Origin of the sequence: Synechocystis sp. PCC 7339 (genome assembly GCF_019924095.1) — a bacterium.
Taxonomy (GTDB): domain Bacteria; phylum Cyanobacteriota; class Cyanobacteriia; order Cyanobacteriales; family Microcystaceae; genus Synechocystis.
This window is the reverse complement of sequence record NZ_CP063659.1, coordinates 506,743-531,912: the sequence shown is the minus strand read 5'-3', so window position 1 is coordinate 531,912 and position 25,170 is coordinate 506,743. Positions and strand designations below refer to the sequence as shown.

The 25,170-nt window shown below is 48.7% G+C and carries 31 protein-coding genes and 1 pseudogene; 10 read left to right on the top strand and 22 right to left on the bottom strand.

Annotated features, from left to right (window positions below):
• Positions 1 to 8: 8 nt before the first annotated feature.
• Together IQE94_RS02450 and IQE94_RS02445 are read left to right on the top strand one after the other, a co-directional pair.
• On the top strand, positions 9 to 218 hold the full coding sequence (locus IQE94_RS02450) for a hypothetical protein (RefSeq protein ID WP_194014722.1): 210 nt from the start codon (positions 9 to 11) through the stop codon (positions 216 to 218).
• Positions 215 to 1,294 carry an AI-2E family transporter gene (locus IQE94_RS02445; protein ID WP_223342646.1) on the top strand — a complete coding sequence of 360 codons (1,080 nt, stop codon included), beginning with the start codon at positions 215 to 217 and terminating at the stop codon, positions 1,292 to 1,294. Before IQE94_RS02450 ends, IQE94_RS02445 begins: the two co-directional genes overlap by 4 nt.
• Before the next feature lie 335 nt (positions 1,295 to 1,629).
• Here IQE94_RS02445 and rpsD read toward each other — a convergent pair whose 3' ends face one another.
• The 3 genes and pseudogenes from rpsD to IQE94_RS02430 all read right to left on the bottom strand — a co-directional run.
• Positions 1,630 to 2,238 (bottom strand): 30S ribosomal protein S4, encoded by a 609-nt coding sequence (gene rpsD / locus IQE94_RS02440; RefSeq protein ID WP_028947099.1) that lies wholly within the window; start codon positions 2,236 to 2,238, stop codon positions 1,630 to 1,632.
• Positions 2,239 to 2,474: 236 nt separating this feature from the next.
• Positions 2,475 to 3,278, bottom strand: a complete 804-nt coding sequence (locus tag IQE94_RS02435) for an ABC transporter ATP-binding protein (protein WP_212715923.1) — start codon at positions 3,276 to 3,278, stop codon at positions 2,475 to 2,477.
• A 35-nt stretch (positions 3,279 to 3,313) separates the two neighbouring features.
• Positions 3,314 to 3,442 (bottom strand): annotated as a pseudogene (locus IQE94_RS02430) (methionyl-tRNA formyltransferase); the annotation flags it as partial.
• 81 nt (positions 3,443 to 3,523) lie between these two features.
• Here IQE94_RS02430 and IQE94_RS02425 point away from each other — a divergent pair.
• Positions 3,524 to 3,967 carry a DUF29 domain-containing protein gene (locus IQE94_RS02425; RefSeq protein ID WP_212715922.1) on the top strand — a complete coding sequence of 148 codons (444 nt, stop codon included), beginning with the start codon at positions 3,524 to 3,526 and terminating at the stop codon, positions 3,965 to 3,967.
• A gap of 3 nt (positions 3,968 to 3,970) precedes the next feature.
• Here the strand turns inward: IQE94_RS02425 and fmt are convergent, their stop codons facing one another.
• A complete protein-coding gene (gene fmt / locus IQE94_RS02420) occupies positions 3,971 to 4,978 on the bottom strand; it encodes a methionyl-tRNA formyltransferase (protein ID WP_212715921.1) in 1,008 nt (335 codons plus the stop codon).
• A 214-nt stretch (positions 4,979 to 5,192) separates the two neighbouring features.
• On the opposite strand from fmt, the gene IQE94_RS02415 reads away from it, so the two are divergent.
• On the top strand, positions 5,193 to 5,672 hold the full coding sequence (locus IQE94_RS02415; protein ID WP_212715920.1) for a nucleoside deaminase: 480 nt from the start codon (positions 5,193 to 5,195) through the stop codon (positions 5,670 to 5,672).
• Positions 5,673 to 5,696: 24 nt separating this feature from the next.
• On the opposite strand, the gene IQE94_RS02410 is transcribed toward IQE94_RS02415, so the two are convergent.
• The 4 genes from IQE94_RS02410 to IQE94_RS02395 all read right to left on the bottom strand — a co-directional run bounded on the left by IQE94_RS02410 (position 5,697) and on the right by IQE94_RS02395 (position 7,303).
• Positions 5,697 to 6,047 carry a hypothetical protein gene (locus tag IQE94_RS02410; RefSeq protein WP_223342645.1) on the bottom strand — a complete coding sequence of 117 codons (351 nt, stop codon included), beginning with the start codon at positions 6,045 to 6,047 and terminating at the stop codon, positions 5,697 to 5,699.
• A 184-nt stretch (positions 6,048 to 6,231) separates the two neighbouring features.
• On the bottom strand, positions 6,232 to 6,714 hold the full coding sequence (locus IQE94_RS02405; RefSeq protein WP_249214025.1) for an IS630 family transposase: 483 nt from the start codon (positions 6,712 to 6,714) through the stop codon (positions 6,232 to 6,234).
• A gap of 7 nt (positions 6,715 to 6,721) precedes the next feature.
• Positions 6,722 to 7,126: an IS630 transposase-related protein gene (locus IQE94_RS02400; protein ID WP_223341982.1), complete on the bottom strand. Its 405-nt coding sequence runs from the start codon at positions 7,124 to 7,126 to the stop codon at positions 6,722 to 6,724.
• A 3-nt stretch (positions 7,127 to 7,129) separates the two neighbouring features.
• Positions 7,130 to 7,303: a hypothetical protein gene (locus IQE94_RS02395; RefSeq protein ID WP_223342644.1), complete on the bottom strand. Its 174-nt coding sequence runs from the start codon at positions 7,301 to 7,303 to the stop codon at positions 7,130 to 7,132.
• 118 nt (positions 7,304 to 7,421) lie between these two features.
• On the opposite strand from IQE94_RS02395, the gene accC reads away from it, so the two are divergent.
• Both accC and IQE94_RS02385 read left to right on the top strand, forming a co-directional pair.
• The gene (accC, locus tag IQE94_RS02390; protein ID WP_212715918.1) at positions 7,422 to 8,768 is read left to right on the top strand and encodes an acetyl-CoA carboxylase biotin carboxylase subunit; all 1,347 of its coding nucleotides are present in this window, start codon (positions 7,422 to 7,424) and stop codon (positions 8,766 to 8,768) included.
• A gap of 18 nt (positions 8,769 to 8,786) precedes the next feature.
• Positions 8,787 to 8,951 (top strand): hypothetical protein, encoded by a 165-nt coding sequence (locus IQE94_RS02385; protein WP_212715917.1) that lies wholly within the window; start codon positions 8,787 to 8,789, stop codon positions 8,949 to 8,951.
• Positions 8,952 to 9,253: 302 nt separating this feature from the next.
• Here the strand turns inward: IQE94_RS02385 and urtD are convergent, their stop codons facing one another.
• The 5 genes from urtD to IQE94_RS02360 all read right to left on the bottom strand — a co-directional run bounded on the left by urtD (position 9,254) and on the right by IQE94_RS02360 (position 13,777).
• Complete coding sequence (gene urtD / locus IQE94_RS02380; RefSeq protein WP_223342643.1) at positions 9,254 to 10,375, bottom strand: urea ABC transporter ATP-binding protein UrtD; 1,122 nt, start codon at positions 10,373 to 10,375, stop codon at positions 9,254 to 9,256.
• Positions 10,376 to 10,556: 181 nt separating this feature from the next.
• Complete coding sequence (locus tag IQE94_RS02375) at positions 10,557 to 11,240, bottom strand: DUF4340 domain-containing protein (RefSeq protein WP_223342642.1); 684 nt, start codon at positions 11,238 to 11,240, stop codon at positions 10,557 to 10,559.
• A gap of 27 nt (positions 11,241 to 11,267) precedes the next feature.
• The gene (locus tag IQE94_RS02370; protein WP_223342641.1) at positions 11,268 to 11,627 is read right to left on the bottom strand and encodes a hypothetical protein; all 360 of its coding nucleotides are present in this window, start codon (positions 11,625 to 11,627) and stop codon (positions 11,268 to 11,270) included.
• 87 nt (positions 11,628 to 11,714) lie between these two features.
• Positions 11,715 to 12,599, bottom strand: coding sequence for an ABC transporter permease (locus IQE94_RS02365; RefSeq protein WP_212715913.1), 885 nt, complete (start codon positions 12,597 to 12,599; stop codon positions 11,715 to 11,717).
• A 152-nt stretch (positions 12,600 to 12,751) separates the two neighbouring features.
• Positions 12,752 to 13,777, bottom strand: a complete 1,026-nt coding sequence (locus IQE94_RS02360; protein WP_212715912.1) for an ABC transporter ATP-binding protein — start codon at positions 13,775 to 13,777, stop codon at positions 12,752 to 12,754.
• An 85-nt stretch (positions 13,778 to 13,862) separates the two neighbouring features.
• Between IQE94_RS02360 and IQE94_RS02355 the strand changes: the two genes are divergently transcribed.
• Entirely contained in the window at positions 13,863 to 14,471 is a 609-nt protein-coding gene (locus tag IQE94_RS02355) for a DUF4126 domain-containing protein (RefSeq protein WP_212715911.1), read from the top strand.
• 33 nt (positions 14,472 to 14,504) lie between these two features.
• Here the strand turns inward: IQE94_RS02355 and purF are convergent, their stop codons facing one another.
• Entirely contained in the window at positions 14,505 to 15,992 is a 1,488-nt protein-coding gene (gene purF, locus IQE94_RS02350) for an amidophosphoribosyltransferase (protein ID WP_212715910.1), read from the bottom strand.
• A 270-nt stretch (positions 15,993 to 16,262) separates the two neighbouring features.
• Here purF and IQE94_RS02345 point away from each other — a divergent pair, with 270 nt between their 5' ends.
• The gene (locus IQE94_RS02345) at positions 16,263 to 16,358 is read left to right on the top strand and encodes a photosystem II reaction center protein T (protein ID WP_010873362.1); all 96 of its coding nucleotides are present in this window, start codon (positions 16,263 to 16,265) and stop codon (positions 16,356 to 16,358) included.
• 152 nt (positions 16,359 to 16,510) lie between these two features.
• A complete protein-coding gene (gene nrdR, locus IQE94_RS02340; RefSeq protein ID WP_212715909.1) occupies positions 16,511 to 16,996 on the top strand; it encodes a transcriptional regulator NrdR in 486 nt (161 codons plus the stop codon).
• 65 nt (positions 16,997 to 17,061) lie between these two features.
• On the opposite strand, the gene IQE94_RS02335 is transcribed toward nrdR, so the two are convergent.
• The 6 genes from IQE94_RS02335 to IQE94_RS02310 form a co-directional block, all read right to left on the bottom strand.
• The gene (locus IQE94_RS02335; protein WP_223342640.1) at positions 17,062 to 17,553 is read right to left on the bottom strand and encodes a hypothetical protein; all 492 of its coding nucleotides are present in this window, start codon (positions 17,551 to 17,553) and stop codon (positions 17,062 to 17,064) included.
• Between the two features lie 198 nt (positions 17,554 to 17,751).
• Positions 17,752 to 18,354, bottom strand: a complete 603-nt coding sequence (locus IQE94_RS02330; RefSeq protein ID WP_212715908.1) for a peroxiredoxin — start codon at positions 18,352 to 18,354, stop codon at positions 17,752 to 17,754.
• A 116-nt stretch (positions 18,355 to 18,470) separates the two neighbouring features.
• Positions 18,471 to 18,872 carry a 30S ribosome-binding factor RbfA gene (rbfA, locus tag IQE94_RS02325; RefSeq protein WP_212715906.1) on the bottom strand — a complete coding sequence of 134 codons (402 nt, stop codon included), beginning with the start codon at positions 18,870 to 18,872 and terminating at the stop codon, positions 18,471 to 18,473.
• A gap of 58 nt (positions 18,873 to 18,930) precedes the next feature.
• Positions 18,931 to 19,131: a DUF751 family protein gene (locus tag IQE94_RS02320; protein WP_212715904.1), complete on the bottom strand. Its 201-nt coding sequence runs from the start codon at positions 19,129 to 19,131 to the stop codon at positions 18,931 to 18,933.
• Between the two features lie 84 nt (positions 19,132 to 19,215).
• Positions 19,216 to 20,100: a bifunctional methylenetetrahydrofolate dehydrogenase/methenyltetrahydrofolate cyclohydrolase FolD gene (folD, locus tag IQE94_RS02315; RefSeq protein ID WP_212715902.1), complete on the bottom strand. Its 885-nt coding sequence runs from the start codon at positions 20,098 to 20,100 to the stop codon at positions 19,216 to 19,218.
• 85 nt (positions 20,101 to 20,185) lie between these two features.
• The gene (locus IQE94_RS02310) at positions 20,186 to 21,544 is read right to left on the bottom strand and encodes an MlaD family protein (RefSeq protein ID WP_223342639.1); all 1,359 of its coding nucleotides are present in this window, start codon (positions 21,542 to 21,544) and stop codon (positions 20,186 to 20,188) included.
• A 176-nt stretch (positions 21,545 to 21,720) separates the two neighbouring features.
• Between IQE94_RS02310 and IQE94_RS02305 the strand changes: the two genes are divergently transcribed.
• The gene (locus IQE94_RS02305) at positions 21,721 to 23,085 is read left to right on the top strand and encodes an L-amino acid dehydrogenase (protein WP_212715898.1); all 1,365 of its coding nucleotides are present in this window, start codon (positions 21,721 to 21,723) and stop codon (positions 23,083 to 23,085) included.
• A 21-nt stretch (positions 23,086 to 23,106) separates the two neighbouring features.
• Here the strand turns inward: IQE94_RS02305 and IQE94_RS02300 are convergent, their stop codons facing one another.
• Complete coding sequence (locus IQE94_RS02300; protein ID WP_212715896.1) at positions 23,107 to 24,258, bottom strand: histidine kinase; 1,152 nt, start codon at positions 24,256 to 24,258, stop codon at positions 23,107 to 23,109.
• Between the two features lie 145 nt (positions 24,259 to 24,403).
• Positions 24,404 to 24,991, bottom strand: a complete 588-nt coding sequence (locus tag IQE94_RS02295; protein ID WP_223342638.1) for a GerMN domain-containing protein — start codon at positions 24,989 to 24,991, stop codon at positions 24,404 to 24,406.
• Positions 24,992 to 25,170: the final 179 nt, after the last annotated feature.

Here is a 25,170-nt window from a genome sequence, read left to right as displayed (position 1 = left end):
CATTGCCCATGTCACAGTCACAGTTAGGTCGTTTGGCATTGTTGGCCCTGAAAGTATTGCTCCCTTCGTTCTTTATCTCCTGGGGCATTAAATTTATTGTGCCGGCCTTTGCTCCTCCACCGGAGTTACCCTGGGCCTTGCTATTGGTGTTCACTCCAGTGCTGGCGATCGCCGTTTGGTTGGGGCTACAGGAATGGCAGGGGAGGAAAACACCGTGACCTTTGCCCAATGGTCTGGCTTTATCAGTCTCCTGCTGATGGGGGCGGTGCTGTGGCAGATCCGCCAATTATTGTTACTGTTGTTTGCTTCTGTGGTGCTAGCCAATGGTTTAAACCACCTTTCCCAATGGTTCCAGCGGCGGGGCGTAAAAAAACAATTATCCATTCCCTTGGCGGTGATCATTCTACTATTTGCCCTCGTAGTAGTGGTGGCCCTGATCATTCCCCCCTTTGTGGAGCAATTCCAGGAACTCCTGACCCTTGTCCCCACCAGCATTGATGTCACCCTACAATGGCTCCGGAAAATAGCCAGGGCGATCGACCCCGAATTAACGCCCCTCCTCCCCAATTGGCAACAAATCGCCGGGCAGATTAGACCTATTTTGCAGGAATTGGCCGGCAACGGTTTGGGATTGTTTTACAGCACCCTGGGTTTACCCCTCACCCTTTTACTGCTGATCGTGCTCAGTTTAATGTTTTTAGCCAATCCCAGAGCCTACCGTCAGGGTTTCATCCGTTGCTTTCCCGCTTTTTACCGAGCCCGGGTTGATCTAATTCTTAGTAAGTCGGAAATTTTATTGGAGGATTGGCTACGGCTAATGGTAGTCAGTGCTGTGGTGGTCACCGCCACTACTTGGCTAGGTTTAGTTTTGCTCCAGGTGCGGCTTCCCCTGGCCCTAGCCCTTGTTGCCGGTATTTTCGTCGTTATTCCCAACATTGGCCCCCTGATTAGTCTCGTCCCCGCCATGGCGATCGCCCTGTTGGACAATGCTTGGAAACCCTTTGTGGTGTTGGTGCTCTATGGGGTGATCAACTACTTTGAATTTCATTGGATCACTCTGCACTGCATGGGCAAACCTCGGCCAATTTTGCGGGGAGTTTTACTGTTAGCCCAGGTGTTTTTTGTCAGTGTATTTGGACTTTTTGGGCTGTGGTTAGCCGTGCCCCTAACCTTAGTTGCCCAAGTGTTAGTGCAAGAAATATTGATCAAAGACATTCTTGATCGTTGCCAAAACTCAGAAGAAGTTGGGGGAGAAAAACCAACACAAACTTCCCCTGCATTACCAGAATCCTAGGGAAATAGTCACAGTAGATTAAGTTACAGCGGTTTCTGTATCTAAGTGGCACAACAAAATCCTGGCAAAATGAGTGTTACGACTGCTTTGCTTGTATCAAGCTGATTTGGAATTTGCTGTAATAGTGAAATAAACTCGAAGACGAGAATAATATTCCTGCAAACTCCCATGAAGTTTACATCAACTCGATCTAAGTTGAATCAGCCAGGAAATGCTAAATAATTAACTTCCAAAGAAATCTCGCAGTTTTTAACTCTATACTTGTTCAAAAAAATGCCACCCTTCCGTGGTTAGGGAAAGGGAAAGTAAAACCTCCCCCATTTCCCCAGACAGATCTACGCTTTCCGAGAATAATATTCAATTACAAGCAGTTCATTGATCTGCAACGCCACCCACTCACGGTCAATAACGCTGTTGACCTTGCCAGTAAACGTATTTTTATCGAACTCCAGATGGGAAGGCACATTGGCCAAACCCGGAAATTCCATATTGGTTTCCACCAATTTACGGGAACGATCCCGATCACGGACACTGACAACATCCCCAGGACGGCACTGGTAGCTAGGAATATCCACTACTTGGCCGTTAACGGTGATGTGGCCGTGGCAGACTAACTGCCGAGCCCCCGGAATGGTGCCAGCCATGCCCAAGCGGAACACAGTGTTATCCAAGCGCATTTCCAGCAGTTCCAACAGAGCTTGTCCGGTGGAACCCGTAGCCCGACGGGCTTTTTTCACATAACGGACCAATTGCTTTTCCGTAATGCCGTAGTTCAACCGTAGTTTCTGTTTTTCTTCTAGCCGAATGGCATACTCAGAACGTTTGCGACGGGCTTGGCCATGTTGGCCGGGGGGGTAGGCACGGCGAGGGGATTTACGGCTTAAACCGGGTAATTCCCCAAGGCGGCGGACGATCCGCAGACGAGGTCCTCTATAACGAGACATCTTAGTTGGTCATCTCCTAATCAATAATTCCCAAACGTCCCATTATAGGTTAGTGAGGTGCGTTACCGCTACCCAGTGGAGTCCTCTCCATCGGGCATCTTGAAGAACTTTACGATGGATCATCAATGATCAATGTCTTCCGGTCGATTTGCTTAAGATGAAGACAACGGTGAGGACTTGAATTGACCCCTTGACTAACATCAGTTTTCAGACAAGACTCTCTAACGACTAACGAGCTAGGAATCGCCCAAATAAGCTTCCAAAACCCTAGGGTCAGACTGAATTTGCTCGGGAGTGCCATCGGCTAAGTTTCTCCCTTCCGCCAATACCCAAACATGATGACAGAGGGTCATGATCACATCCATATTGTGTTCAATGACCAGAAAAGTGATGCCCTGGCGGTTCCAATTGACAATATGTTCACAAATTTGTCCAATTAGGGTGGGGTTAACCCCAGCGGCGGGTTCATCCAGCAAAATTAGTTTCGGATTGCTCATCAAGGCCCGGGCCATTTCTAGCAATTTCCGTTGTCCCCCGGATAAGGCTCCAGCATAATCCTGGGCTTTAGCCCCTAAACCTACCGATTCCAGCATGGCCATAGCTTTTTCCCGATTGGCCCTTTCTTCCTTTTTTACCCGTTGAAAATTAATTAGTCGGGGCAGAAATTTTTCCCCAGTTTGATGTTGATCCGCCAGTAGCATATTTTCCAGTACTGTGAGGCGGGAAAGTACTTTAGCCACCTGGAAAGTCCGCACGGAACCCCGCAGGGCAATTTGGTGGGGTGCAAGCTGGCCGATGGAATCTCCATTGAAAAGCACTTCCCCTTGGTCGGGACGAATGAAGTTAGAGAGCAGATTAAATAGGGTGGTTTTACCGGCACCGTTGGGGCCAATTAAGCCGGTGATACTGCCTTCTTTAACCACAATATCGGCGTGATCTACCGCCCGCAGACCGCCAAAATTTTTACATAGCCCCTGGGCGAGGAGTAAAGAACTATCTGGACTACCGAGATTTTCTGCCGGGGTGATGCGATCGCTCATGGAAACTGTGTCAATTACCGCTCAATTACTGTGATTTAGGCGAAGCTAATGGTGCTCCGGTTCCCGTTGATGAAATCCCAACCGCTTTGGTTTTTTTTGCCTGGGGGCTGAACTTGTTCCAATAATAAATGGCCGTTGCCGGTTTGCCAGACGGGATGGCAATTTGGTTTACACGAAGATAAGATCGAATCTCTCCTTGCTCAGCCCAGAAATTGAATTCCGCCAAGATTCAGCGATAGATTGCCATGGATAAGGTCAAGACAAAACGACTATACGAGCGGGACTATAGCCAATGGGCGGAAACTATGGCCGATTTACTCGAATCAGGTAAGTTTACAGAACTTGATATCGAAAACTTGGTGGAGGAGGTGCGGGATTTGTCCAAGCGGGAAAGGGACCGCCTGTTGAGTAGTCTACGGCTGATTGTTCATCACTTGCTGAAGTGGGATTATCAACCCCAGAGACGCTCCCGCAGTTGGCTAGTAACCATTCAACGGGAACGAAATAATATCAGTTTTTACCTTAAGGACAGTCCTAGCCTGCGGCGGTATTTGACGGATGGATGGCTGGGGGAAATTTATGGCAATGCCAAGCTAGAAGCATTTAAGGAAACGGGGTTAGATTTTCCGGCGGAGTGTCCCTACGATATTGGGGAAGTGTTGAATCGTGCTGTTTCCCTAACTGATTGATTATTAAGGGGCATTGGGCAGACCAAAACTTGTGGTGTCCCGGTTGCCGTTGATGAAATCCCAACCGCTTTGAGGCTTTTTGCCTGGGGGCTGGACTTGTTCTAACAATAAGTAGCCGTCGCCAGTTTGTAGCACGGGACCCCAATTTTTGATAATAGTGATTATGCTGCCTGGTTCCCCTGCATCTAATGAGCAATTTAGGTAGGCGGTGGCTAAATCTTGATACTTTTCCGGTAAAGGGGGAAAAAAATCGGCTCCGAGGGGAACAGTGCTAATTATTTTCAAAATCTGTTCGCCCCAAGCTGTGTGGCATGCTGGTGCAAAACCCCGCACTTGGTTATGGATTTCTAGGGCACTCCGGTGCCAGTCAATAACAAAATCGGCTTTTTTCAGCAGGGGGGCATAGGTGGCTTCCATTTCAGTCTGGGGAGTGGGTTGCAGTTGGGCTCCATCTAATTCCCGGAGGGTTTGCACCAACAATTCTGCGCCTGACCTGGCCAACCGATCGCCGATCGCCGTTAGATTGTCCATGAGACCAATGGGGGTGGAAGTTTTTAGTAACATGGCTCCGGTGTCCATGCCTTTGTCCATCAGCATGGTGGTGACGCCAGTTTCCGTTTCTCCGTTGGCGATCGCCCATTGCAGGGGGGCCGCTCCTCGGTATTTGGGCAGTAGAGAACCGTGGACATTGACACAGCCCAGCCGGGGCATGGCTAAAATTTCCGGGGAAAGTAATTGCCCATAGGCCACCACAACAAAAAAGTCCGCTTGGCAATTTTTTAACTTAGCCAAAGTTTCCCCACACTTTTTCACCAGTTCCGGTTGCCACACAGGAACCCCTGCCCGCATTGCCACTTCCTTAACCGGAGAAGGGATCAATTTACTGCCTCTCCCTCGTCGGCGATCAGGCTGGCTTACCACTGCCAACACATCAATATCTCCTTGTCCCAAAAGACCTTGCAGGGTGGGAACAGCGAAGTTTGGTGTACCAAAGAAAATAATTTTCATCACAAAATATCTAAAAAGTCTATCCAGTTCATTACACCTTTAACGACCATGGTCTTAATTCCCCTTAATAATGTAAAGAATTGTGAGAAACGGCATCTCTACATTAATCCTTCTAGTTAATTAAAAGTACAATTCGGGCCGATAGTTAAGCAAATCACAATCAAGTACAATAATAGTTCATTGAACTAAATATACCTTTTTCGAGGATATAGCCAGAATGGTTACCGAACAAGACCGTGAATACATGCGCCAGGCGATCGCCATTATGAGGGATGCGGGGGTGGTCAATAAGACTGGCGGCCCTTTCGGCGTAGTCATAGTCAAGGATGGAGAAGTAATTGGGGCGGCGGGGAACAGTGTGATTAAAGATAATGATCCGTCTGCCCATGCGGAAGTCAATGCCATCCGGGAAGCTTGTAAAACAGTGGGCACCTGGAATTTGGAAGGAGCGGTGATGTATAGCAGTTGCGAATGTTGCCCCATGTGCTACGCCACCAGCTACTGGGCCAGGATTGACAAAATTTACTACGCTGCTGGTTGGAGCGATTTTGAAGATCTTTTTGATGACAGCAATATCAGTAAAGATTTGGAAAAACCTTACCCAGAAAGACTATTGGCACCGGAGCAAATTTTACAGGAAGAAGCTCAAGTAGTTTGGGAGGAATTTCGTCAGTTACCGGATGGTGCTCGCTACTAGCCAGTGGTGTAAGTTATTCAATTCCTATCCCACTTGACTGAAAATTACCCGAAAAAACTGTAATAGCAAAAGTAGAGCAAGGATAATGGACGCCAACGCCAAAGATTGCTCTTTTTTTGTACCTTGCCCCTCTAGCCAACGTTGATAAATGCCACTCACCCAGGGCACCGCAAACCAACCCGTAATAGCCACGCTACAAAAGTTACTGAACAGCATCCAGGTGGGAAAATCAATCAAATCTGGTTTATGGAGCAACAAATTCAGCCCCATAACAGTGGGGTAAAGTACCAATAAAACCAACAAGTTTATTTTCCATACGGGGGATGGCTGGCTCAGTTTTTGTTTTAGCCAACGGCTGTAACCTTCCGTACTCACTTGGCCTTGAAACTTATAGCCCGCATTCTCCTCTAAATGAATTACCCTTCTTCTTTCTGGGTTATCTAGCCAACCAATTAAATTTTCTAGGGTATCAAACCTAATAACCGTTTTTCCGACAAAAATACCTTCTTCGAGGCGTAATTCGGTGGACCGCTCATAGATATAGCAAAGGACGAGATAGTTAGGACAGTTCTCTCAACGCTATATCCAATGCAGAAATCAGCGATTCTCCATTACTAACAAGTTGGGAAACATAACGTTTTAGTCTCGCCCAGAACTTCTCAATTTTGTTCAAGTCTGGTGAATATGGTGGTAAAAATATAACCTCACACCCAGCTTTTGCTACCAATGCCTTTATTCTTTCTTTCGGATGAAAGCTTGCATTATCCATGATTAGTATCTGACCTGGTATTAACTCTGGTAATAACATTTCTTCTATCCACGTGCATACTACTTGAGCGTTACAGTATCCTTCAAATATCATTGGAGCTATTGTTGTTCCATTCCACCAACAACTTATTATGCTGACTCTCTTGGTTCTATGTCCTAATTTGCTCGCCTTTAATCTCTCTGATTTATGACAGTACCCATAGGGGTAGTCTAGAGTGTCATCTAGACCGGCTTGATCCATATAAATCAGTTTTTCTGCCGCATATTGCTTGATTTCATCTTCAAATGCCTTTCTCTCTTCCTCTTCTATTTCCCTGTAAATATAAGTTTTTTTTTCTAGTAAACCCTATTTTCTTTAGAGCCTTACTTATTCTTATTCTACTTACAGGCTCTGGCCATTTTTCTGCCATTTGTTTTTGCGTTAAATGACCGTTCTCCTCCGCAAATTCTCTGAATTTATCCAAATCATCTATTTTCGGTCGTGGACCACGCTCATAATCTCTCTTCGCGGCTACACTTCCTGTTTCTTTCTTCTTTTTTATCCATAGGTCTAAGGTGTTGCGACTAATGTTCAGTGTTCGGCAGACATGGCTTTTCTTCTCTCCTTTTTCTACTGCACTTACCGCTTTCTCTCTTAGATCTACACTGTAGGGGGCTGGCATCGCTTTTTTCCTAACTCTTTCCATACATTATGTCCTAATCTTAGCAATCTTTGCTATATAACCTGGGGATTGTTTGATCAGTGCCCTTAATTCTTCCTGGCACCGTAGAAAAATTGGGTGGTGGTCTGGGGCTACCCGGTGGGCAAAATGGTATTCAAAATATTCATCAGCGGCCTGGTCTGGGGTAGGTGGAGAGGTCATGGGCAATGGGGATGGGGGCGCGGGGTCAGTATATCGGCGATCGCCTAGTCAACAAAACCCGATATTCTACTAAAAGACTAAACACATCGTTTTACCAACGCTAGAGCTGGGTGGGCCAATGCAATTCGCCAAAATTTTAATTGCCAATCGGGGAGAAATCGCCTTACGCATCATTCACAGTTGCGAAGAATTGGGCATTCCCACCGTGGCAGTCCACTCCACCATCGATCGCCATGCCCTCCATGTGCAACTAGCCAACGAGAGTGTGTGCATTGGGCCGCCCCCCAGCAACAAAAGCTATCTCAACATTCCCAACATTATTGCGGCCGCTTTAACCCGTAATGCCACTGCCATTCACCCAGGCTATGGCTTTTTGGCGGAAAATGCTCGCTTTGCCGAAATTTGCGCTGACCATCAAATTACCTTCATTGGCCCTAGCCCCGAAGCCATTACGGCCATGGGGGACAAGTCCACCGCCAAGAAAACCATGCAAAAGTCCGGGGTACCCTGTGTGCCCGGTAGTCCTGGATTGATTGAATCGGAAGCCACAGCTCTAAAAATTGCGGCAGAAATTGGTTACCCGGTGATTATTAAAGCTACGGCCGGGGGGGGCGGTAGGGGTATGCGCCTGGTGCAGGAGGAAAAGGATTTTCTTAAACTATTCCATGCGGCCCAGGGGGAAGCGGGGGCGGCCTTTGGTAACCCAGGAGTTTACCTGGAAAAATTCATCGAAAAACCCCGCCATATCGAGTTCCAGATTTTGGCCGATAGCCACGGCAATGTGGTGCATCTAGGGGAAAGGGATTGTTCCATTCAACGGCGGCATCAAAAGTTACTAGAAGAAGCCCCCAGTCCCTTTTTGACCCCCTCCCTACGGAAAAAAATGGGGGAAGCGGCGGTGAAAGCGGCCAAATCTATTAACTATGTTGGAGCCGGCACGGTGGAATTTTTGGTGGATGGCAACGGCAATTTCTACTTTATGGAAATGAACACCCGTATTCAGGTGGAACATCCGGTGACGGAAATGATTACCGGTTATGACCTAATTGCGGAGCAGATTCGCATTGCCATGGGGGAAAAACTCCGCTTCCGTCAAGGGGATATACAAATCCGGGGTCATGCCATCGAATGTCGTATTAACGCTGAAGATCCCAAACAAAATTTCCGACCTCATCCAGGCAAAATCAGTGCCTATCTTCCTCCCGGCGGTCCTGGGGTAAGGATCGATTCCCACGTTTACACCGACTACGAAATTCCCCCCTATTATGACTCCCTGATTGGCAAATTAATTGTCTGGGCTGGCGATCGCCCTTCGGCCATCAAAAGAATGCAGAGGGCCTTGCGGGAATGTGCCATCATTGGAGTGCCCACCACGTTGGAGTTTCACCAGCGCATATTACAAACCCCAGCTTTTCTGGCCGGGGATGTGTACACCAATTTTATTGAAGAGCATTTAACGCCCTAATGCTAAACCAGGGCGGCCATGGAACCCTTGCCGGCAATTTGCTTGGCGATCGCCGGTTTGAGCAATGAGCTCCTGCGGGATTTTGACGAGGGTTATTACGTCACCCCAGCCCAGGATACTTATCCGTGGTGGGATTGGCGCTATCTTACTATTTCCGATAGTGATCCTGACAAGACATTCTAGCCAAAATTGATGAGAGACTAGACCGGATCGAGCAAAAGCTAGAAGCCCTTCCCCGCATAGAAGAAAAGTTGGAAGACTCGAATGGCCGAGTTAATCGCCTAGAGGACAGTTAAAACCATCAGATATGGGCGTTATATTGTGGCCATTATTGGGGCGATGATAGCTGCCTAGCTGCCGCTGTGAAGTTTGGCTTTACGCCCAACCCCTAAGCCCAATCTTTTACTCATTTGGTGCTTGCCCGATTGCACCCAGTGGCTACTGCTACTGTTTCACTGATTACGAACTTCAACAGTTTGAGTCCGCTAATCTCCATCTTCATCAATACTGATAGCAGTGATGGGTAAATTTAGACCCCGCAGTAATTCCTGATAGGCCTGCCACTCCCAAAAAGGTTCTGGTTCTTGTCGGTGTACCGCTACAATTTCTCGACTCAGCCGCAACACCAATTCCCGATCCTCCTGCTTAGGAATCTCTTCGGTTAAATTAGCAAAGTCCACTTCAACCCCTTGCAACAAGTAATCCTGCAACTCCTGTCGCAAATGTTGAGGATCGGATACGGTACCTTTGAACACCTGACTAAGATTATCCAAAATAATGGCCATTTCTGTCTCTGAAATTTTGCCATCGGCGGCAGCCACAGCGGCCACTGTGCGGAGAATTTTAAACTGTTGGGGCGAAAGGCTGGGAGCTTCTCCTAAGTAGACTTCAATTACCTTGGGATCATTCTGAATTTGATCCATGTTGCCTTCGCACAATACAGAACCTTGATGGAGCACCGTCACCTTGCGGGCAATTTGGCGCACAAACTCCATATCATGTTCGATCACAATGATGGAATGGCTTTCTGCTAAAGCCAAGAGCAAATCTCCCACATTTTCAGTTTCTTCATCGGTCAATCCTGCCACCGGTTCATCCACCAATAGCAGCGTAGGGGACTGGGCCACCAACATACCAATTTCCAACCGCTGTTTTTCCCCGTGGGAGAGCAGGGCCGCCGCCAAGTGAGCTTTGGGAGTCAGACCAACGGTTTCCAACAGTCCTCCCACACTACGTCGTTCAGCTCCGGTCGCTTGTCCCATCAAGGTACCCCAAACCGATTTGTTGCGATTCACTGCCAAGTCTAAATTTTCCGCCACCGTCAGATTCAGATAGACCCTCGGCGTTTGAAATTTCCGCCCCACCCCCAGGCGAGCAATGCGATATTCCGGAATTTTACGAATGTCCTTGCCCTGGAATAAAACCCGGCCTTCCGTTGGTTGAACTTTGCCGGTGATCACGTCCAAAAAAGTGGTTTTTCCTGCGCCGTTGGGGCCAATAATGACCCGCAACTCCCCTGGATTCATAGAAAAAGTTAAATGGTTGAGGGCCCGAAAGCCGTCAAAGCTCACCGTCAGGTCTTGAATTTCTAAGATTTTGCTGGTCATGGGCAATGGGGACAACCTAAAAGTTGGGGCGGGACAAAGCCGGGGCAAACATTCCTGCTTGTCAATTCAAACAAGGGCCGGGGTGGAAAACTGTTTACCAGGAACGAAATTTTTTGCACTGCCGTATTCTGGTGCCTAATTTGGCCAGTTTGGCCGCCATCGAAGAGAAAAAATCACCTAGTTATCTTTCCAGGGATTCTGAGGAAACGCCACCTTCAGAGCCATCGCCATCTTGATTTTCCCCATTCTGGCTATCAGTTTCTAAATCTGCTTGTTGCCAATCCGTAGGCGATCGCCTGGTTAATTCCTCTAGGGAACGGGGTACGAGGCTAACTTTTTGCTTTTCTACCGGAATGTCAGCATTCTCCACTGGGTCAACTAGGGCGTAGAGAGAATCCCCCGCAAAATCCGGGTTACCTAGTTGGAGGCGGTGGGTTTTGCCATTGACCAATTGAATGGTTAATTCTATCTCGGCAGGACTGAGGCCATAGTCTTTCAACTCTACTGTTGGCACCTCAAAATCCCGGCCATTCTGACTGCCTAAGATTACACTCAGCAGAAAATCCACTCCCGGGGTACTCACGGCCACTGGGTCGGGATTATCCATCAACCAAACAGACTTGCCATGGTTGGCTTTGGACTGGCGGTAGATTTTGACGTTCGTCGGGGTCGGGTCAGAGCGGGTAATGGTGACCGACTGCACCAAATCAGCACCGAAGTCGAAATGACGGGCTTTCGGTTGGCTTTCTATAACAGTTGCCTGATTCTGGGAGTGACGACCCATTTCCCAGGCCACTACCCCTAACGCCATAGTTAACGCCACGGCCCAGAGCAACCGAGTGCCCGGCTTTAGTTTCAGTACCATAGGTCAAGCCCAGAACCATCAATTAACCTAGGGAGATCCGGGTACAGGGGCGATCGCCGGATCGGTCTGTTGTTGCTGCATTTCCATTAGCCGTTGCTGTTGCAGTTGCTTGAATTGGTCGGCGGCCTTATTGATATTTCTTTGGGTATCCTCAGCAAAATCTGCCCCATTGCGGGTGCGGCTCAAATTGGCATTGTGAATCAACGACATGGGGTCAAAACCTCCCCCCAAGCCCTGTTTACTAGGGTCAACGTTGTTAGAAACAAAGGGATCTTCCCCTGGGGTGGTGCCGGTGGACTGACCTTGAACTGGGGCTAGGTTGATGCCCCATAGGCCAGTGACGAGGGCACTGAGGGTTAAACAGCGGGTTAGCTGGGCTGTCTTCATAGTCATCAGGCTCCAGGTGATTAATTGGTCTACGACTCTACAACTCAAAATCGTCGGGGTTTGGAATTTGGGCAAAGATAGCCAAAATCATAAAAAGCGACGTCTGAGCAAGGGCTGAATTAATAACAATACTAAACCATCAAACAGAACTAACGCCCCTAGCACCTGGGCGAAATTCAAACTGAACCAGGGGGCCGTTAAAACCGTACTCCCCAAACCCCAGTCACCATTGAGGTAGATATATCGGATGGGCTCGATGGCATAGGTTAAGGGATTTAAACTGGCCACCACCTGCAACCAATGGGCCATGAAGTCCAGGGGCGCCAGGGCAGTACTGGCGAAGAGTAGGGGTAAATTGGTGACAAAAATCACCGCAATCAATTCAATATGTCCCGGCAAAGCAAAAGCTAAGCCTAAACTTAGGGCCGTTACCCCCAACACAATCAGAAAAACAATCAGGGCGATCATCCCCAGACCAAGGCCATTAGGCAAGCCGGCCCCTAGTAGGGCACTGGCCCCCACAATTACCGCCGCTTGGATCAGACTCAGGCTGATGATATACACCGTGGAGGCGACCACAATGGAGTAGCGAGAGGCCAGCGGGGCCACCAGTAGGCGGTTCAAAAAACCAAATTCCCGGTCGAACATCACCGGCAGACCGGCATTCAGCGCTCCAGAAAAGGCAGTAAAAACGATAATTCCCGGTGCTAGAAATTGGGCATAGTTGAGGTCATTACCAAATAGACTCTGGGGCGCATTGAGAAATAGGGCACCGAAGAGTACTAGCCACATAAAGGGCTGGATGATGCCCGCCACTAGGGTAGTGGGGCGCCGCTGCAATTGGATAAATAACCTCTTGGTTAGGGCAATGGTTTCTTGGAAAAACTCCGCTGCTAGGCTGGGGGGATTGGCTGGGGCGGCCTGGGGAGCTAGCAGGGAGGTGATTTTTGGAGGGGTGAGGGTTTGGCTCATAAGACTTTGGGGTTGACGGCAGTTAAATTAATTTTGCTTAACTTTGCATTTACTGAGGGGAAGTTTTGCCTTGGAGACCATGGTAGGAAATTTTTTCCACCCTTGCTTTCATCGCCCCGGAAAAGTTGCCAGGAGATTTATCAACGTCGCAGTTAATTGGCTTTCATTGCTTGTTTTTTCTCCGCTTTTAGATCCCGTTGGGCAGCGGCGGCTAACTCCGCATCCATGAGGGTTTTGCCCGTGGCTGCCAGGTACACATCATCTAAACTAGGCCGGGATTGGGCCAAGCTGAAAATCGGCAAACCGTCAGCAAGCAGGGCTTTTTCTATTTGACTGAGGGGATTGCTCTGGGGCGTCACCACCAGATTAAGGGAATTCCCCTGGGCGTGGTTAACAATTACTTCCTGGACAAAAGCTAGGGAACGGAGAATTTGGCTAGCTTTTTCCGCCTCCTGGTCTTCCGTAAATTCCTTAATTCTCAAGGTTACCCTGTCCCCTCCCACCCGGTCTTTGAGTTCCGTGGGAGTGCCGGTGGCAATCACTGTGCCTTGGTCAATGATGGCTAGGCGATCGGCTAGGGCGTCAATTTCCTCTAGGTAATGGCTTGTGATCACCACGGTGGTGCCCGCATCTCGTAATTGCCGCAAAAATTCCCAGAGAATAAAGCGACTTTCAATGTCTAGCCCCACTGAAGGTTCATCCAGCACCAACACGGCCGGTTGATGGAGTAAACCTGCTGCTAAATCCAAACGTTTCCGTAGTCCGCCGGAATAAGTGCCAGTTTTCTGATCTGCATAGGCTGTTAAGCCTAAAATATCTAAAAGTTGGTCGATGCGTTTTTGAGTTCCACTAGCATCCAGATGGTAGAGGGAGGCTTGTAGTTGCAACAATTCTCGACCTGTTAAGATTTTATCTATGGCAACTTCCTGGGCCACATAACCTAAACGGCGACGGGCCTGGCGGGGATCGCTTAATACGTTTACGCCATCAATCCATAGTTCCCCTCCGTCTGGCTTGGCGAGGGTACATAGACAGCGGATCGTGGTGGTCTTACCGGCACCGTTGGGACCAAGTAAACCAAATATTTCTCCCCTAGGCACCGCAAAGGAAATGTCCTTTACCGCAGGGATAGAACCGTAGTTTTTTCGGAGTTGTTTGACTTGAACAGCAACGCCCATGAGGTAACTCCTTCCCGTTTAATCTGCAACTTTTCTTAACATTATCCCTGATATGGTCGGTTTTGCCCTCTCGGTTTGAACTTTAATGAGCACTCTCCTTGGAATCCTTGCAATTTTGTCAGCGGCGGCGGCGGCTGGGATGCGCATTGCTCTACCGTTGTTGATGGTTGGCCTGATCCAGGGTGATCTGTGGTCGGAAGTGCCCCTACTCTGGAGAGTCAATCCCCAAGTGGTGGTAGCGGTCTTAACCAGTTGGTCTTTGTTTGAATTGTTTGGCTCAAAAAAATTGCTGGGTCAGAGGGTTTTACAAATCGTGCAATTATTTTTCACTCCCCTGGTGGGGGGAATGATGGCCATTACCGTGGCCAAGCTGTTGACTTCGGAACTGGAAATGGATTTCCGTTTTCCTCCCCTTTGGGTGGTGGGGGCGATCGGTTCCCTCTTTGCTTTGGTTATAAGGCTAGTGGCGATCGGCTGGTTTTTTCGTCTGCGGGGTCTGCCCTTTTGGGTAACGATTTTAGAGGATTTATTCTCAGTGGGACTGGTGCTATTCGCTTTCAAAGCTCCCCAAAATGGTGGCTTAATTGCGATCTTGCTGTTGTGGATTGTTGTCCGCAGTTCCACCGCCTGGAGAACCTGGTTTTTGGCCAACCGTAGTCCCGACCAGCCATCTCACTCTAAAAATCACCGATGACCCGTTTAGACTTTTCGACTTTAAACTAATTTTTCAAGCCGTAATATTTTCCAGCATTAGTTTGGAGCGCTTGACAACATCAGGTACGGTGATGGGGTACTGTCCGTTGAAACAGGCGGAACAAAAATGGGAGATTTCTTCCCCAGTACATAACAGCATGCCTTCCTGGGAAAGATAAGCGAGGGAGTCCACCTCAATTTGTTCAGCTATTTCTACCACTGTTAGTCGGGCCGCAATTAACTGATCTTGACTATCGGTGTCAATGCCGTAGAAACAAGGATGGGTTACTGGGGGAGAAGAAATCCGCATGTGTACTTCCGTGGCTCCGGCTTCCCGTAAAGCTCGGACAATTTTGCGGCTAGTAGTGCCTCGCACAATGGAGTCATCGACAATAATGACCCGTTTGCCGGCCAATACATCCTTGAGGGGATTGAGTTTCATGCGGATGCCGTGTTCCCGCATATGTTGGGTGGGTTGGATAAAGGTGCGCCCCACGTAACGATTTTTGATTAAACCCTCGGCATAGGGAATACCGGAAGCTTGGGAAAAACCGATCGCCGCTGGAATGCCGGAATCGGGCACCCCCATCACCAGATCAGCATCGACGGCGGATTCTTTGGCTAAACGTTTACCAATGCGCATGCGGTAGGTGTAAAGACTTTCATCATTAACCACGCTATCCGGGCGAGAAAAATAAATCATCTCGAACACACAGAGTTTGCGCTCGGCGCTTTCGGCCAGTCGATGGGAAACTAAGCCAGATTCGGTGATATAGACCAATTCTCCAGCTTCCACTGTGCGGACATAGGTGGCACCAATGATATCCAGGGCACAGGTTTCCGATGCCAATACATAGCGGGGAATTTCTTCTTCTAAGACGCCGATCACTAGAGGGCGAATGCCATGGGGATCCCGAACTCCAATAATTCCCTCCGGCGTGCCGACCACTAAGCTATAGGCTCCGGCACAAAGAGTCAGGGCCGCAATGGTGCCTTCCACCCAGTCTTTGCCCCTATCCACCTCATTGGCGATCGCCACTGCAATCATTTCTGAATCAGTGGTGGTGACAAAATCTTCACAACCCCTTTCTGCTAAAGCTTCCCGCAATTGATTAGTGTTAACCAAATTGCCATTGTGGGCCAGGGCCAGGGGGCCCAAACGGGTGGGGAGCACCGCCGGTTGAGCATTGACCCGATGACTGGAGCCCGTGGTGGAATAACGGGTGTGGCCCACCGCCAGACTGCCTACCATTTCATTGAGTTTGGATTCTTGGAAAACCTGGGACACCAGCCCCATATCCTTGTGACAATGAACCGTTGTGCCAGCAAAAGTGGCAATACCCGCCGACTCCTGCCCCCGATGTTGGAGGGCATAAAGTCCAAAATAGGTCAATTTGGCCACCGCTTCTTCGGGTGCGTAGATACCAAATACCCCACAGGCTTCTTCTGGTTTATCGGCATGGTTGCCAGACAAAGGCTGACTATCGGTCAACTCAGTCAACTCACTGGAGGAGGGAAACATGGCGGCAATCTTCCTGGATCAGGGTAGAGAAAAACGGGGACGAAAACTAAATCCTAGACTATGGGAATTGGTGGATTCCCGCCAGACAGGGAAGGCAATAGGGAACGGGTCTAAAATCCTTAATCAATTGTTAATCGTTAACTCATACTAGCAAAGAAGCAGTGCCCCCACCGCAGTGTTTAGTTCCCGGTTAAATTGGTCTAGTTGTCAGGGGGCAGGGGAATGTATAGATTAGTGTGTAAGGATAAACTTTTAGGAATTTTTTAGATTATGGAAAGTGTTGCTTACATTCTGGTGCTGACCATGGCCCTTGCGGTCCTTTTCTTTGCGATCGCCTTCCGGGAACCCCCCCGCATCGAAAAATAGCCTTATCAAAGGGTCTCTCCCCAGGTGTTTCTTGCCGGGATACTCCCTTAAAACCCCAGTTTTTACCTCTGTCTTCACCGTGGGCTGGCTTGACTTTGACGCAACATTCTTGTATGCGTTAGGTTGGGCTAAGCTCATTTTTTGTAGCCATTATGCAATGTCCTCACTGTCAGCACCACAATAGTCGTGTCCTTGAATCCCGTTCCAGCGAAGGTGGCCAAAGTATCCGGCGGCGACGGGAATGTTTGGAATGTAAACACCGTTTCACCACCTACGAACGGCTGGAGTTGTTACCTGTTACCGTCATTAAACAGGACGGAGAACGGCAAGCCTTTGACCGATCTAAACTGTTGCAGGGCATGGTGCGGGCTTGTGAAAAAACCGATATTAATTTCCAGCGTCTAGAGCACATTGTTGAAGAAATTGAAGCTAATTTACAACAACAACCGAAACGCGAAATTCACAGCGAGGCGATCGGGCAGATGGTGTTGCAATATTTACGCCAGGAAAGCGAAGTGGCCTACATCCGTTTTGCTTCCGTGTATGGGAGATTTCAAGGCATTGCAGACTTCGTTGATACCCTGGAGCAACTACAACGGGAACAACATCCTGAACGGCAATATTTGACCATGTCTTAGAATTTGTTTGCAGGACTTTAATACTGATAAATCTAGTAAATCTAGCGAGTTAACTAGTCATAGATTTAGCGACAACCCACTAGGGTGGCCGTGTAGGTTTTGCCCAATGAGTCTAACCCATTAACAAAAAGATTTACCTGATAGGGCTGATCTTCGGCGGTGGCATTGCCAACAATTTCCAAGGGAGTATTGGGTTTAAAGACAAAACCTTGTTGATTGAAAAGCTCCGTAGCGGTTTGATCGCTATATTTTAAAAACATCCGAATATCAAAGGGGTTGGATTCAGCAGAGGTTATCGTCATCACAAATTTTTTGAAAACCGTTCTCCCCGGCACCGCCCAATCAGTATTCCAATTATTACGAGTTATGTTAATTCCCAACATGCCTAGTGGCCCGGCGGGAATAGTCGGAACAGCAACGGTTTTAGTCACACTATTACCCTGGCCTCCGACGAGGGGAATAGGCACACAGGTTTCGGCATGGCCGGGGCTTGCTAGGCCCACTGCTAGAGAAATACCGGCCATAGCCAGGGTTAGGGAATTAGTTATAGAAGACATGGGGGTCAGCCGGGAGAAAGGGGAGTTAATCATCAGAAAAATGGGTCCGAAAATTAGTGGATGTTGGTGGATATGGGCAACATTAGCGATGTTAGCAAAACATCAAAACTATTAGCTCGCCTATGTTTTCTCTCTAGCCAGTCGGTTTAGCAGTAAAAATTTTTCACTAGGGATCTGTATTTTTTGGCCTGGGGAAGTCTAAGATTCCGCCGCTGCCTCAAAATAGGTTTTAGCTTTTTCTGGGTCGGGGATCATGGTTTTGTCTCCTTCCTGCCAATCCACTGGGCAAACTTCATTGGGATGGGACTGCACATGGCGAATGGCTTTTAGTACCCGTAGAGTTTCGTCCACACTCCGGCCAAAGGAGAGATTATTGACGGTGAAGTATTGTAAAATTCCTTCCCGGTCAATGATGAATAGTCCCCGCAGGGCAATGCCCGCATCGGGTTCGAGGACGTTATAGGCTTGGCTAATTTCTTTTTTGAGATCCGATACCAGGGGATAGTTGATGTCACCGATGCCCCCCATTTTTCGTTCGGTCTGAATCCAGGCAAGGTGGGAAAACTCACTGTCTACGGAGACGCCTAAAACTTCTGCATCTAGGGCGGTAAATTCGCCATGGCGATCGCTAAAGGCAATGATTTCCGTGGGGCAGACAAAAGTGAAATCTAGGGGGTAAAAAAACAGCACCAGGTACTTACCACGGTAGGTGCTCAGTTTGACGGTCTGGAAGCTTTGATCAACGATCGCCGTGGCGGTGAAATCCGGTGCTGGCCGTCCTACCCGTAATACCTCTGTCATTGCTGTTTGCTTAAAACTTGATTAAGTGTTGTGGAATATAACCGGAGAAACTTGTGTGGTGGGATCGTTGGTAGTTTATCGCACCCTGTACCGAGCCAGTCTACCCGTAGAGAAAGTTAATCCAGGGCGGGGTCAGAATCCGGGTCTTCCAAGTCTTCGCTGGGGATCGCCGGGGGCAAATTGTTCAGGAGATTGAGAATTTGGTCTCCCCGTTCCAAAGAGCGGTCTTCTAAAAAGGAAACTTCCGGGGTACGCCGTAAACGCATCCGTTGCCCCAGTTCTCGGCGGACAAAGGGAGCAGCGGAGTGCAATCCAGCCATGGTGGAGGCTTTGGCTTCGGGGGAGCCGTAAATGCTGACAAAAATCTTAGCGTGCTGTAGGTCACCGGAAACTTCCACTTCCGTAACACTAACTATGCCTGTGCCCACCCGGTCATCTTTAATTTCGTGGAGAAGCATTTGACTAACTTCCCGCTTAATTAGGGACGACACCCGGGAAACTCGACGACTGGTGGCCATAGACCTACTCCTCGGCAACAAAAAAGTTTGAGCCTGGGCAGATTAACCCAAACTCCCTCTACACGGTCAATCCTAACATGGCGCGCAGAGTGAAATAGAGAAAAATGAATCCACTGACCAGTAGTCCCATCAGGGCGATCGCCCCCACGCGATTTTTCAACAGGGGTTGGAGCCAGGTAAAAACGGAGAAAAATATGCCTAGGGTAAAAGTGATCAGATACCGGGGGTAGCGGGAAACGTTGGCTAAAAAATCACCCATGGTTATTGTTTTGCTGGAATGGTTCGCTAACTCGATTCCCCCAAGGGTTAGGGGTTTTCAAGTGCGCTCCCCAGTGTAGCAAAGTTAAATACCCAACCGTTGTCGATAACTAGCCACAGTGTTAGCCAACAACAGAGTCACCGTCATGGGGCCAATGCCACCGGGTACGGGGGTGAGGTAACTGGCCATAGGCGCAACCCCGCTAAAATCCACATCCCCCACCAGTTTGGATTTTCCTTCTCCCAAATCCAGACGATTAATGCCCACATCCACCACGATCGCCCCTGGTTTGACCATATCGGCGGTGACAAATTCCGGCTTACCGATCGCCGCTACGAGAATGTCTGCCTGACGGGTAATCTCGGCCAGGTTTTGGGTACGGGAATGGGCAATGGTGACGGTGCAATTTTTCTCTAGCAACATCAGGGCCAGGGGTTTGCCCACTAGAATACTGCGCCCCAAAACCACCGCATTTTTGCCGGTTAGCTCAAGGTCATATTCTGCTAACAATGCCATCACCCCCGCTGGGGTACAACTCCTCAGGCCCTCTTCCCCCCGCACCAAATGTCCCAAATTAACGGGGTGTAACCCGTCTGCATCTTTACCGGGATCAATGGTGTGCAATAGTTTGACCGCATCAAGGTGATCCGGCAGGGGCAATTGTACCAAAATGCCGTCCACCCGTTCGTCTTCATTCAAGCTGGCGATCGCCGCTGTCAATGTTTCCTGGTCCGTATCAGCGGGGAAATGTTTACCAAAGGAAACCATGCCCAATTTTTCACAGACTCTTTCCTTATTGCGGACGTACACTGCGCTGGCCGGATTGTCCCCCACCATCAACACCGCCAACCCCGGCGATCGATGCCCCTGGGCCACCAGTTGGGCAATGTCCCGTTGTAATTCCCCCTGTATTTTCTGGGCGAGGGCTTTACCGTCAAGGATTTGGCAGGATGGGGGTACAGCAGTCATGGGAAAAGGTAATTAAAAGTAATAATTCGTAGTAACTTTCAGGCGATTAATGACGCACATCTCGAAAGCTAATTTTAGGAGTTTCCTAGGGTTTTGTAACGGCTTTTTTTGGTTCGGGGGGAATCACTGTGGGAGTTTGCAATTCCTGGGCTCGGGCCACCATGGCCAAATCATCGGAAAGTTGGTTTAATTGCTGGGCATATTGCACCTGTTTGGTCAGATGTTCTGTGGTGGAAACCAAATTACTTAGTCCTTGAATGAGGCGAATTAACTGTTCCCGCAAAGCTGGGTTGCCGGTGATTTGATCCACATCGGAAGTGATTTTTTCCAGGTTCTGGGTGGCGGCCCGGGCCGATTCCAACAACTGCTGTAACAAAATAATTGTTTGGGGATCATTGAGGTGATCGGCAAATTGATTCAGATTAACAGTCAACTGATTAGCATTGTCTGCCACTGCCTTTAGATCTGCTAAAGCTTGATTGAGGTTGCCCACCGTATCTTGGTCGTTAACCTGGGTTAATAGTTGCACCAAAGGGGGTTCAAGGTTTTTAACACTGATCTGTAACTGGTCGCTGGTGCCCTGGAGACTGGTGAGGGTGGCCCCCAACCGTTGATTATTAATTTCTAAAAAAGCTTGGATTTGCTCCGTCGCTGATCCCACAGACCGCAAGCTGCGGTTAATTTCCGGAATAGTTCCCCCTTGGTTGAGGGCACGGACGGTGCCAGTGGCTTCCCGGCTCAAAACCGATAAGTCCTGGGCAGTTTGATCCACAGAAGCCAGGGTGCGACGAATATTTTTTACTCCCCCATCCTGGTTAATTTCCCGCAATAGGGTAGCCGCTTCATTACTAAACTGGCTAATATCCTTCAACGCTTCCGGAGTTTGGGTCGCCAGGGCCCGAATGGCTTCATTGATTTGCGGTTCACTGAAAAAGTCAGAAATACGCATCATGGCCCGAATTAGGGCATTAACGTCCAGCGCATCCTGCCCCATTAAAATTGAACCGTTGCAAATAATCACTTCCGGATTACAGTCCTTATCCAGGGGATTATAGTCTACTTCCTGGGGCAAAGCCCTAGCAGTGGGAACGATATTGATGGAAGTTTCCCCAATTAACCCAGATTGGCGCGCTTGGATTTCCGCATTACTAGAAATTAGGCGATCGGTGGGACTAATTTCCACTTCGACTGCTACCCCTTCCGGTTGGGGGGTAACGCTGACCACCTGACCAACCCTAACCCCGCGATAGTCAACCCTGGTGCCCACTAACATGCCCGCCGCATCACTAAAAAGCACTGTGGCTCGGTAGGAACGGGAACCAAAACGGATATTTTTTAGCCACAGGGTGCTGAATGCCAAAAGGATCAGAGCAGTCAGGATCAACAGGCCGATACTACTCTGTAACAATACGGGCGATAGGCGCTGGTTTCGTCCTGCTGTCATTGGGGTAATTCAGAAAATTTTGCTCGGGGCGCTCACAAGACTATTAAACTGCATTCCCCCAACCAATGTTCCATACAGGCTGGATATTTCGCGTAAAACTAAAAATATTTACGAGTATACGAATATATGATTTACGGTGTTACGATCATGCGAGGGAAATTTAAATCGGCGCTGTAATGTCTTCATTATCTTGGGATTGCATAATTGTCGGTTCAGGATTGTCGGGGTTGATAGCTGCCCGTAATTTATCTCGGGCTAACCATTCTGTCTTGGTTATTGAAGCCCAGGAGAAATTGGGGGGGAGAATGTATGGAGAATATTTGCCATCGGGACAATGGATTGACCGGGGAGGCCAATGGGTAGGCCCCACCCAGGATCGTTTTCTGGCGTTGCTTGATGAATATAATGTGGGACGTTTTCCCAGTCCCTCCGACGGCTTGAAGGTACTGTTATTTAATGGGAAGCGTTATGAGTTTGATGGTTTTTTTCAAGGGGTGTTCCAAGGGGAAGTCCCGAAAATAAGTTCTGATGAATGGAATGATGCCATGGCGGCCTGGGAAAAATTCGACACCCTTGCCCAAGGTTTGGACGAGCAACATCCCGAAGCTACGCCAGAAAATAAAAAGTTAGACAGTCAAACCTTTGCCGATTGGATTAAGGAAAATACCCATACAGCATTCGGCCATTGGTATTTTTCTTATATGTGTCGTGCTGTGGGGTTTTTAGGCCCTGCCGAGCCTTCCCAGGTATCTCTTTTACACATTTTATGGGGCCATAAATCGGCGTCCCAAGGGGAAAATCCTGAAGCTGAACTATTACACGGTGGGGCAGGACAAATTCCCCAAACAATTGCCGCTGAATTGGGGGATTCTGTCATCTTGGGAGAACCGGTTATACACATTGCCCAGGACGATAGGGGAGTGGAGATAACTACTACAAAAGGGAAATACCAAGGAAAATTCGCCATTGTGGCAACCCCACCCCATTTGGCCGGAAGAATTACCTATAGTCCCCCCATGCCTCCCCTCCGCCAGCAACTTACCCAAAGAGTACCCATGGGCACCTGTTGTAAGCTTTTAATTTCCTACGATCGCCCTTTTTGGCGGGAGAAAGGGTTAGCGGGCATTGGCTTGGGCAACACCACCTGGATCGAATTATGTGCCGATAGTTCTGACCCCACCACGGGGGTTGGGGTAATTGCTTCCTTCGTAGTCGGCGATCGTTATGCAAAATGGATTGCCATGGGTACAGAGGAACGTCGCCAAGGAGTGTTGTCAGATTTGGCCCTGTATTTTGGGGAAGAAGCCTTATCCCCTGTCACCTATGATGAAGTTGATTGGCCTAGCGAACAATGGGTGGGGGGAGGATATGCTGCTTTTATGCCGCCCGGAGTCTGGACAAGTTTTGGGCAAGCCTTGAGTGCTCCGGTGGGTCGGATTCATTGGGCTGGGACAGAAATTGCCCCCCGTTGGGCCGGTTTTTTTGATGGCGCAATTCGCACGGGGGAAGCGGCGGCCAAAGCCGTTATTGATCTACTTTAGCCCTGGTTAATGGTTCGGCAATCAACGATAGACAGGCAATGTAAAGTGGAAAGAACTACCTTGTTTGGGGCGGCTATCTACCCAAATTTGGCCGTAGTGGGCCTGAATAATTTTGCGACAGAGGGACAAACCTAAACCATAGCCATCAGTCTGTTCATCCCGTTGTAGTCGAAAGTGTCCCTCAAAAATGGTTTCTTGTTTGGAATTGGGAATGCCGGGGCCGTTGTCAGTGATGCTGACCTGAACTTTTTGAGTAGTGCGATGGAGAGCCCCCACTGTTATGGAACCATGGGGAGGGGTGTACTTGATGGCGTTGTCCAAAAGATTGGCAATGACTTGGCGGATTAATTCCTCATCAGCAAAAACATTAGGTAAATCTTTGGGAATGTCGTAGGTGATACTGAGATTTTTTTTGCTAAATTTTACCTGATACAATTCCAGAATTTCCTGGCAAAGATCAGCAATGGCAAGGGCGCTTCCTTGAACTTGAAACTGGGAATTAAGATTCTTTGATGCTTGTAGAATGTCTTCAATCAAGCGATCCATAATTTTGAACTGCTTGCGGGCTTGATGCAGTAGCTGGCTTCTGAGGGCGGGTTTCTGCTCTTCGATGGGTTTGTGTTCCAACAATTCCAAAGTATCAACGGCAATGGAAGCGGCGGTGAGGGGGCTGCGTAAATCGTGGGCCAACATAGCCAAAATCTGGTCTTTGAATTGTATTTGTTGGATCAATTCTTCCTTATCTTTTTTAAGCAAAAAAAGTTCGTCGGACATTTTCATCAGTTCCCCGGAATAGCCCACGGAGGAAATTTCCCGAGGACAACTGAGGGATTGAACCGTATCTTCTTGGCCAGAGTCCGTTTCTAATTCCTGTTTCCAGCGGGGCAACCATTTCTGCAACTGCTGGATGATATTACTGCCAGCTAAAACCTGTCGTGGCTCTGGTTGTAGTTTGATCAGAGATGGGGTGGCGACCAGACGAAAATGTTCTACCAGGTGAGGATGTTTACTGATTTGGAGAATCTGTAGGTCATGGCTGTGTCTCTCCAACAGGGTGGTCAGGCATTGATTAATCTCCTGCACACTGTCTTGGGAGTTGGGGCGATCGTCGATGAACAGTAAGAACTGCAACGGGACAGAGGACGCATTACCAAGTTCGGAGGGGGAGGACATTGCAGAGCGTTCGGCTTTTAAAGACAGGGTGTCCAGACTGATAAGGTCCAGTCTGAATCTGGTTGAATGGGTTAATTTTTACCGGCTAAAACCGTGATAATTCCGACTGTCCTCACCATAGATGAGCAGACCATGACCATAATTGTCAACGATCAGGGGGCATAAAATCCGTTTCAAATTGCTTGCGGGTGATGGGCTGGGCAATCATTAACCCTTCTCCTCCTAGTACTGTTAGAGGTTCTCCCTCCACTAGTAAACGGACAGGAAGATTGGGGTCTGTACTGGTAGCGGTGTAAATAATTTGTCCCAGTCTGGCAATCATACTTTGACTCCCTCCCCCTGCGGTGAATTGGGCTGATAGGTCAACGTTGATGCCGGTGGCGGTTTTGGTGAGGCTCAGAAGGCTGGTATTGGGGGGAATGGCGGAAATGTCGCTGTCAGGAGCGGCTAATAGGGTTTTCAGGGCTCGTTCCGTCTGTACTTCTGGTGGATCACTGTTGGGGGGAATGTTTTGGGGCACAAAGGCGATCGCCGTGTCGTTGTTGTTAAGCCAGTAAATTTGTGCCTGTCCAGGGACAGCCATGTCGGGATTATCGGGGTCCACCGTGATCGTAGGAGTGCGTTGGGAAACATTAAATCCAGTCCAGAGGGCAAAGCCGGTGCCAACTAGGGCCACTGCTAAAGCGGCCAGGGCAAAGCCGGTTAGGGACGAAAATGGTTTTTGTTCGCTCATAATTCTCTCCATCAGGGCCGGAACCAATTCCAGTTTATCTTCTCGATTGAACTAGATTGAAAGCAAGAACAGCATTAATCGGGGTTTAACGGGCTTATTTTGAGGGTGGGTTATTGGTTGATTAATGGTGGCGACCCCGGACAACGTAAACTGGTGGTTGGCAAATTTTATTGTGACCT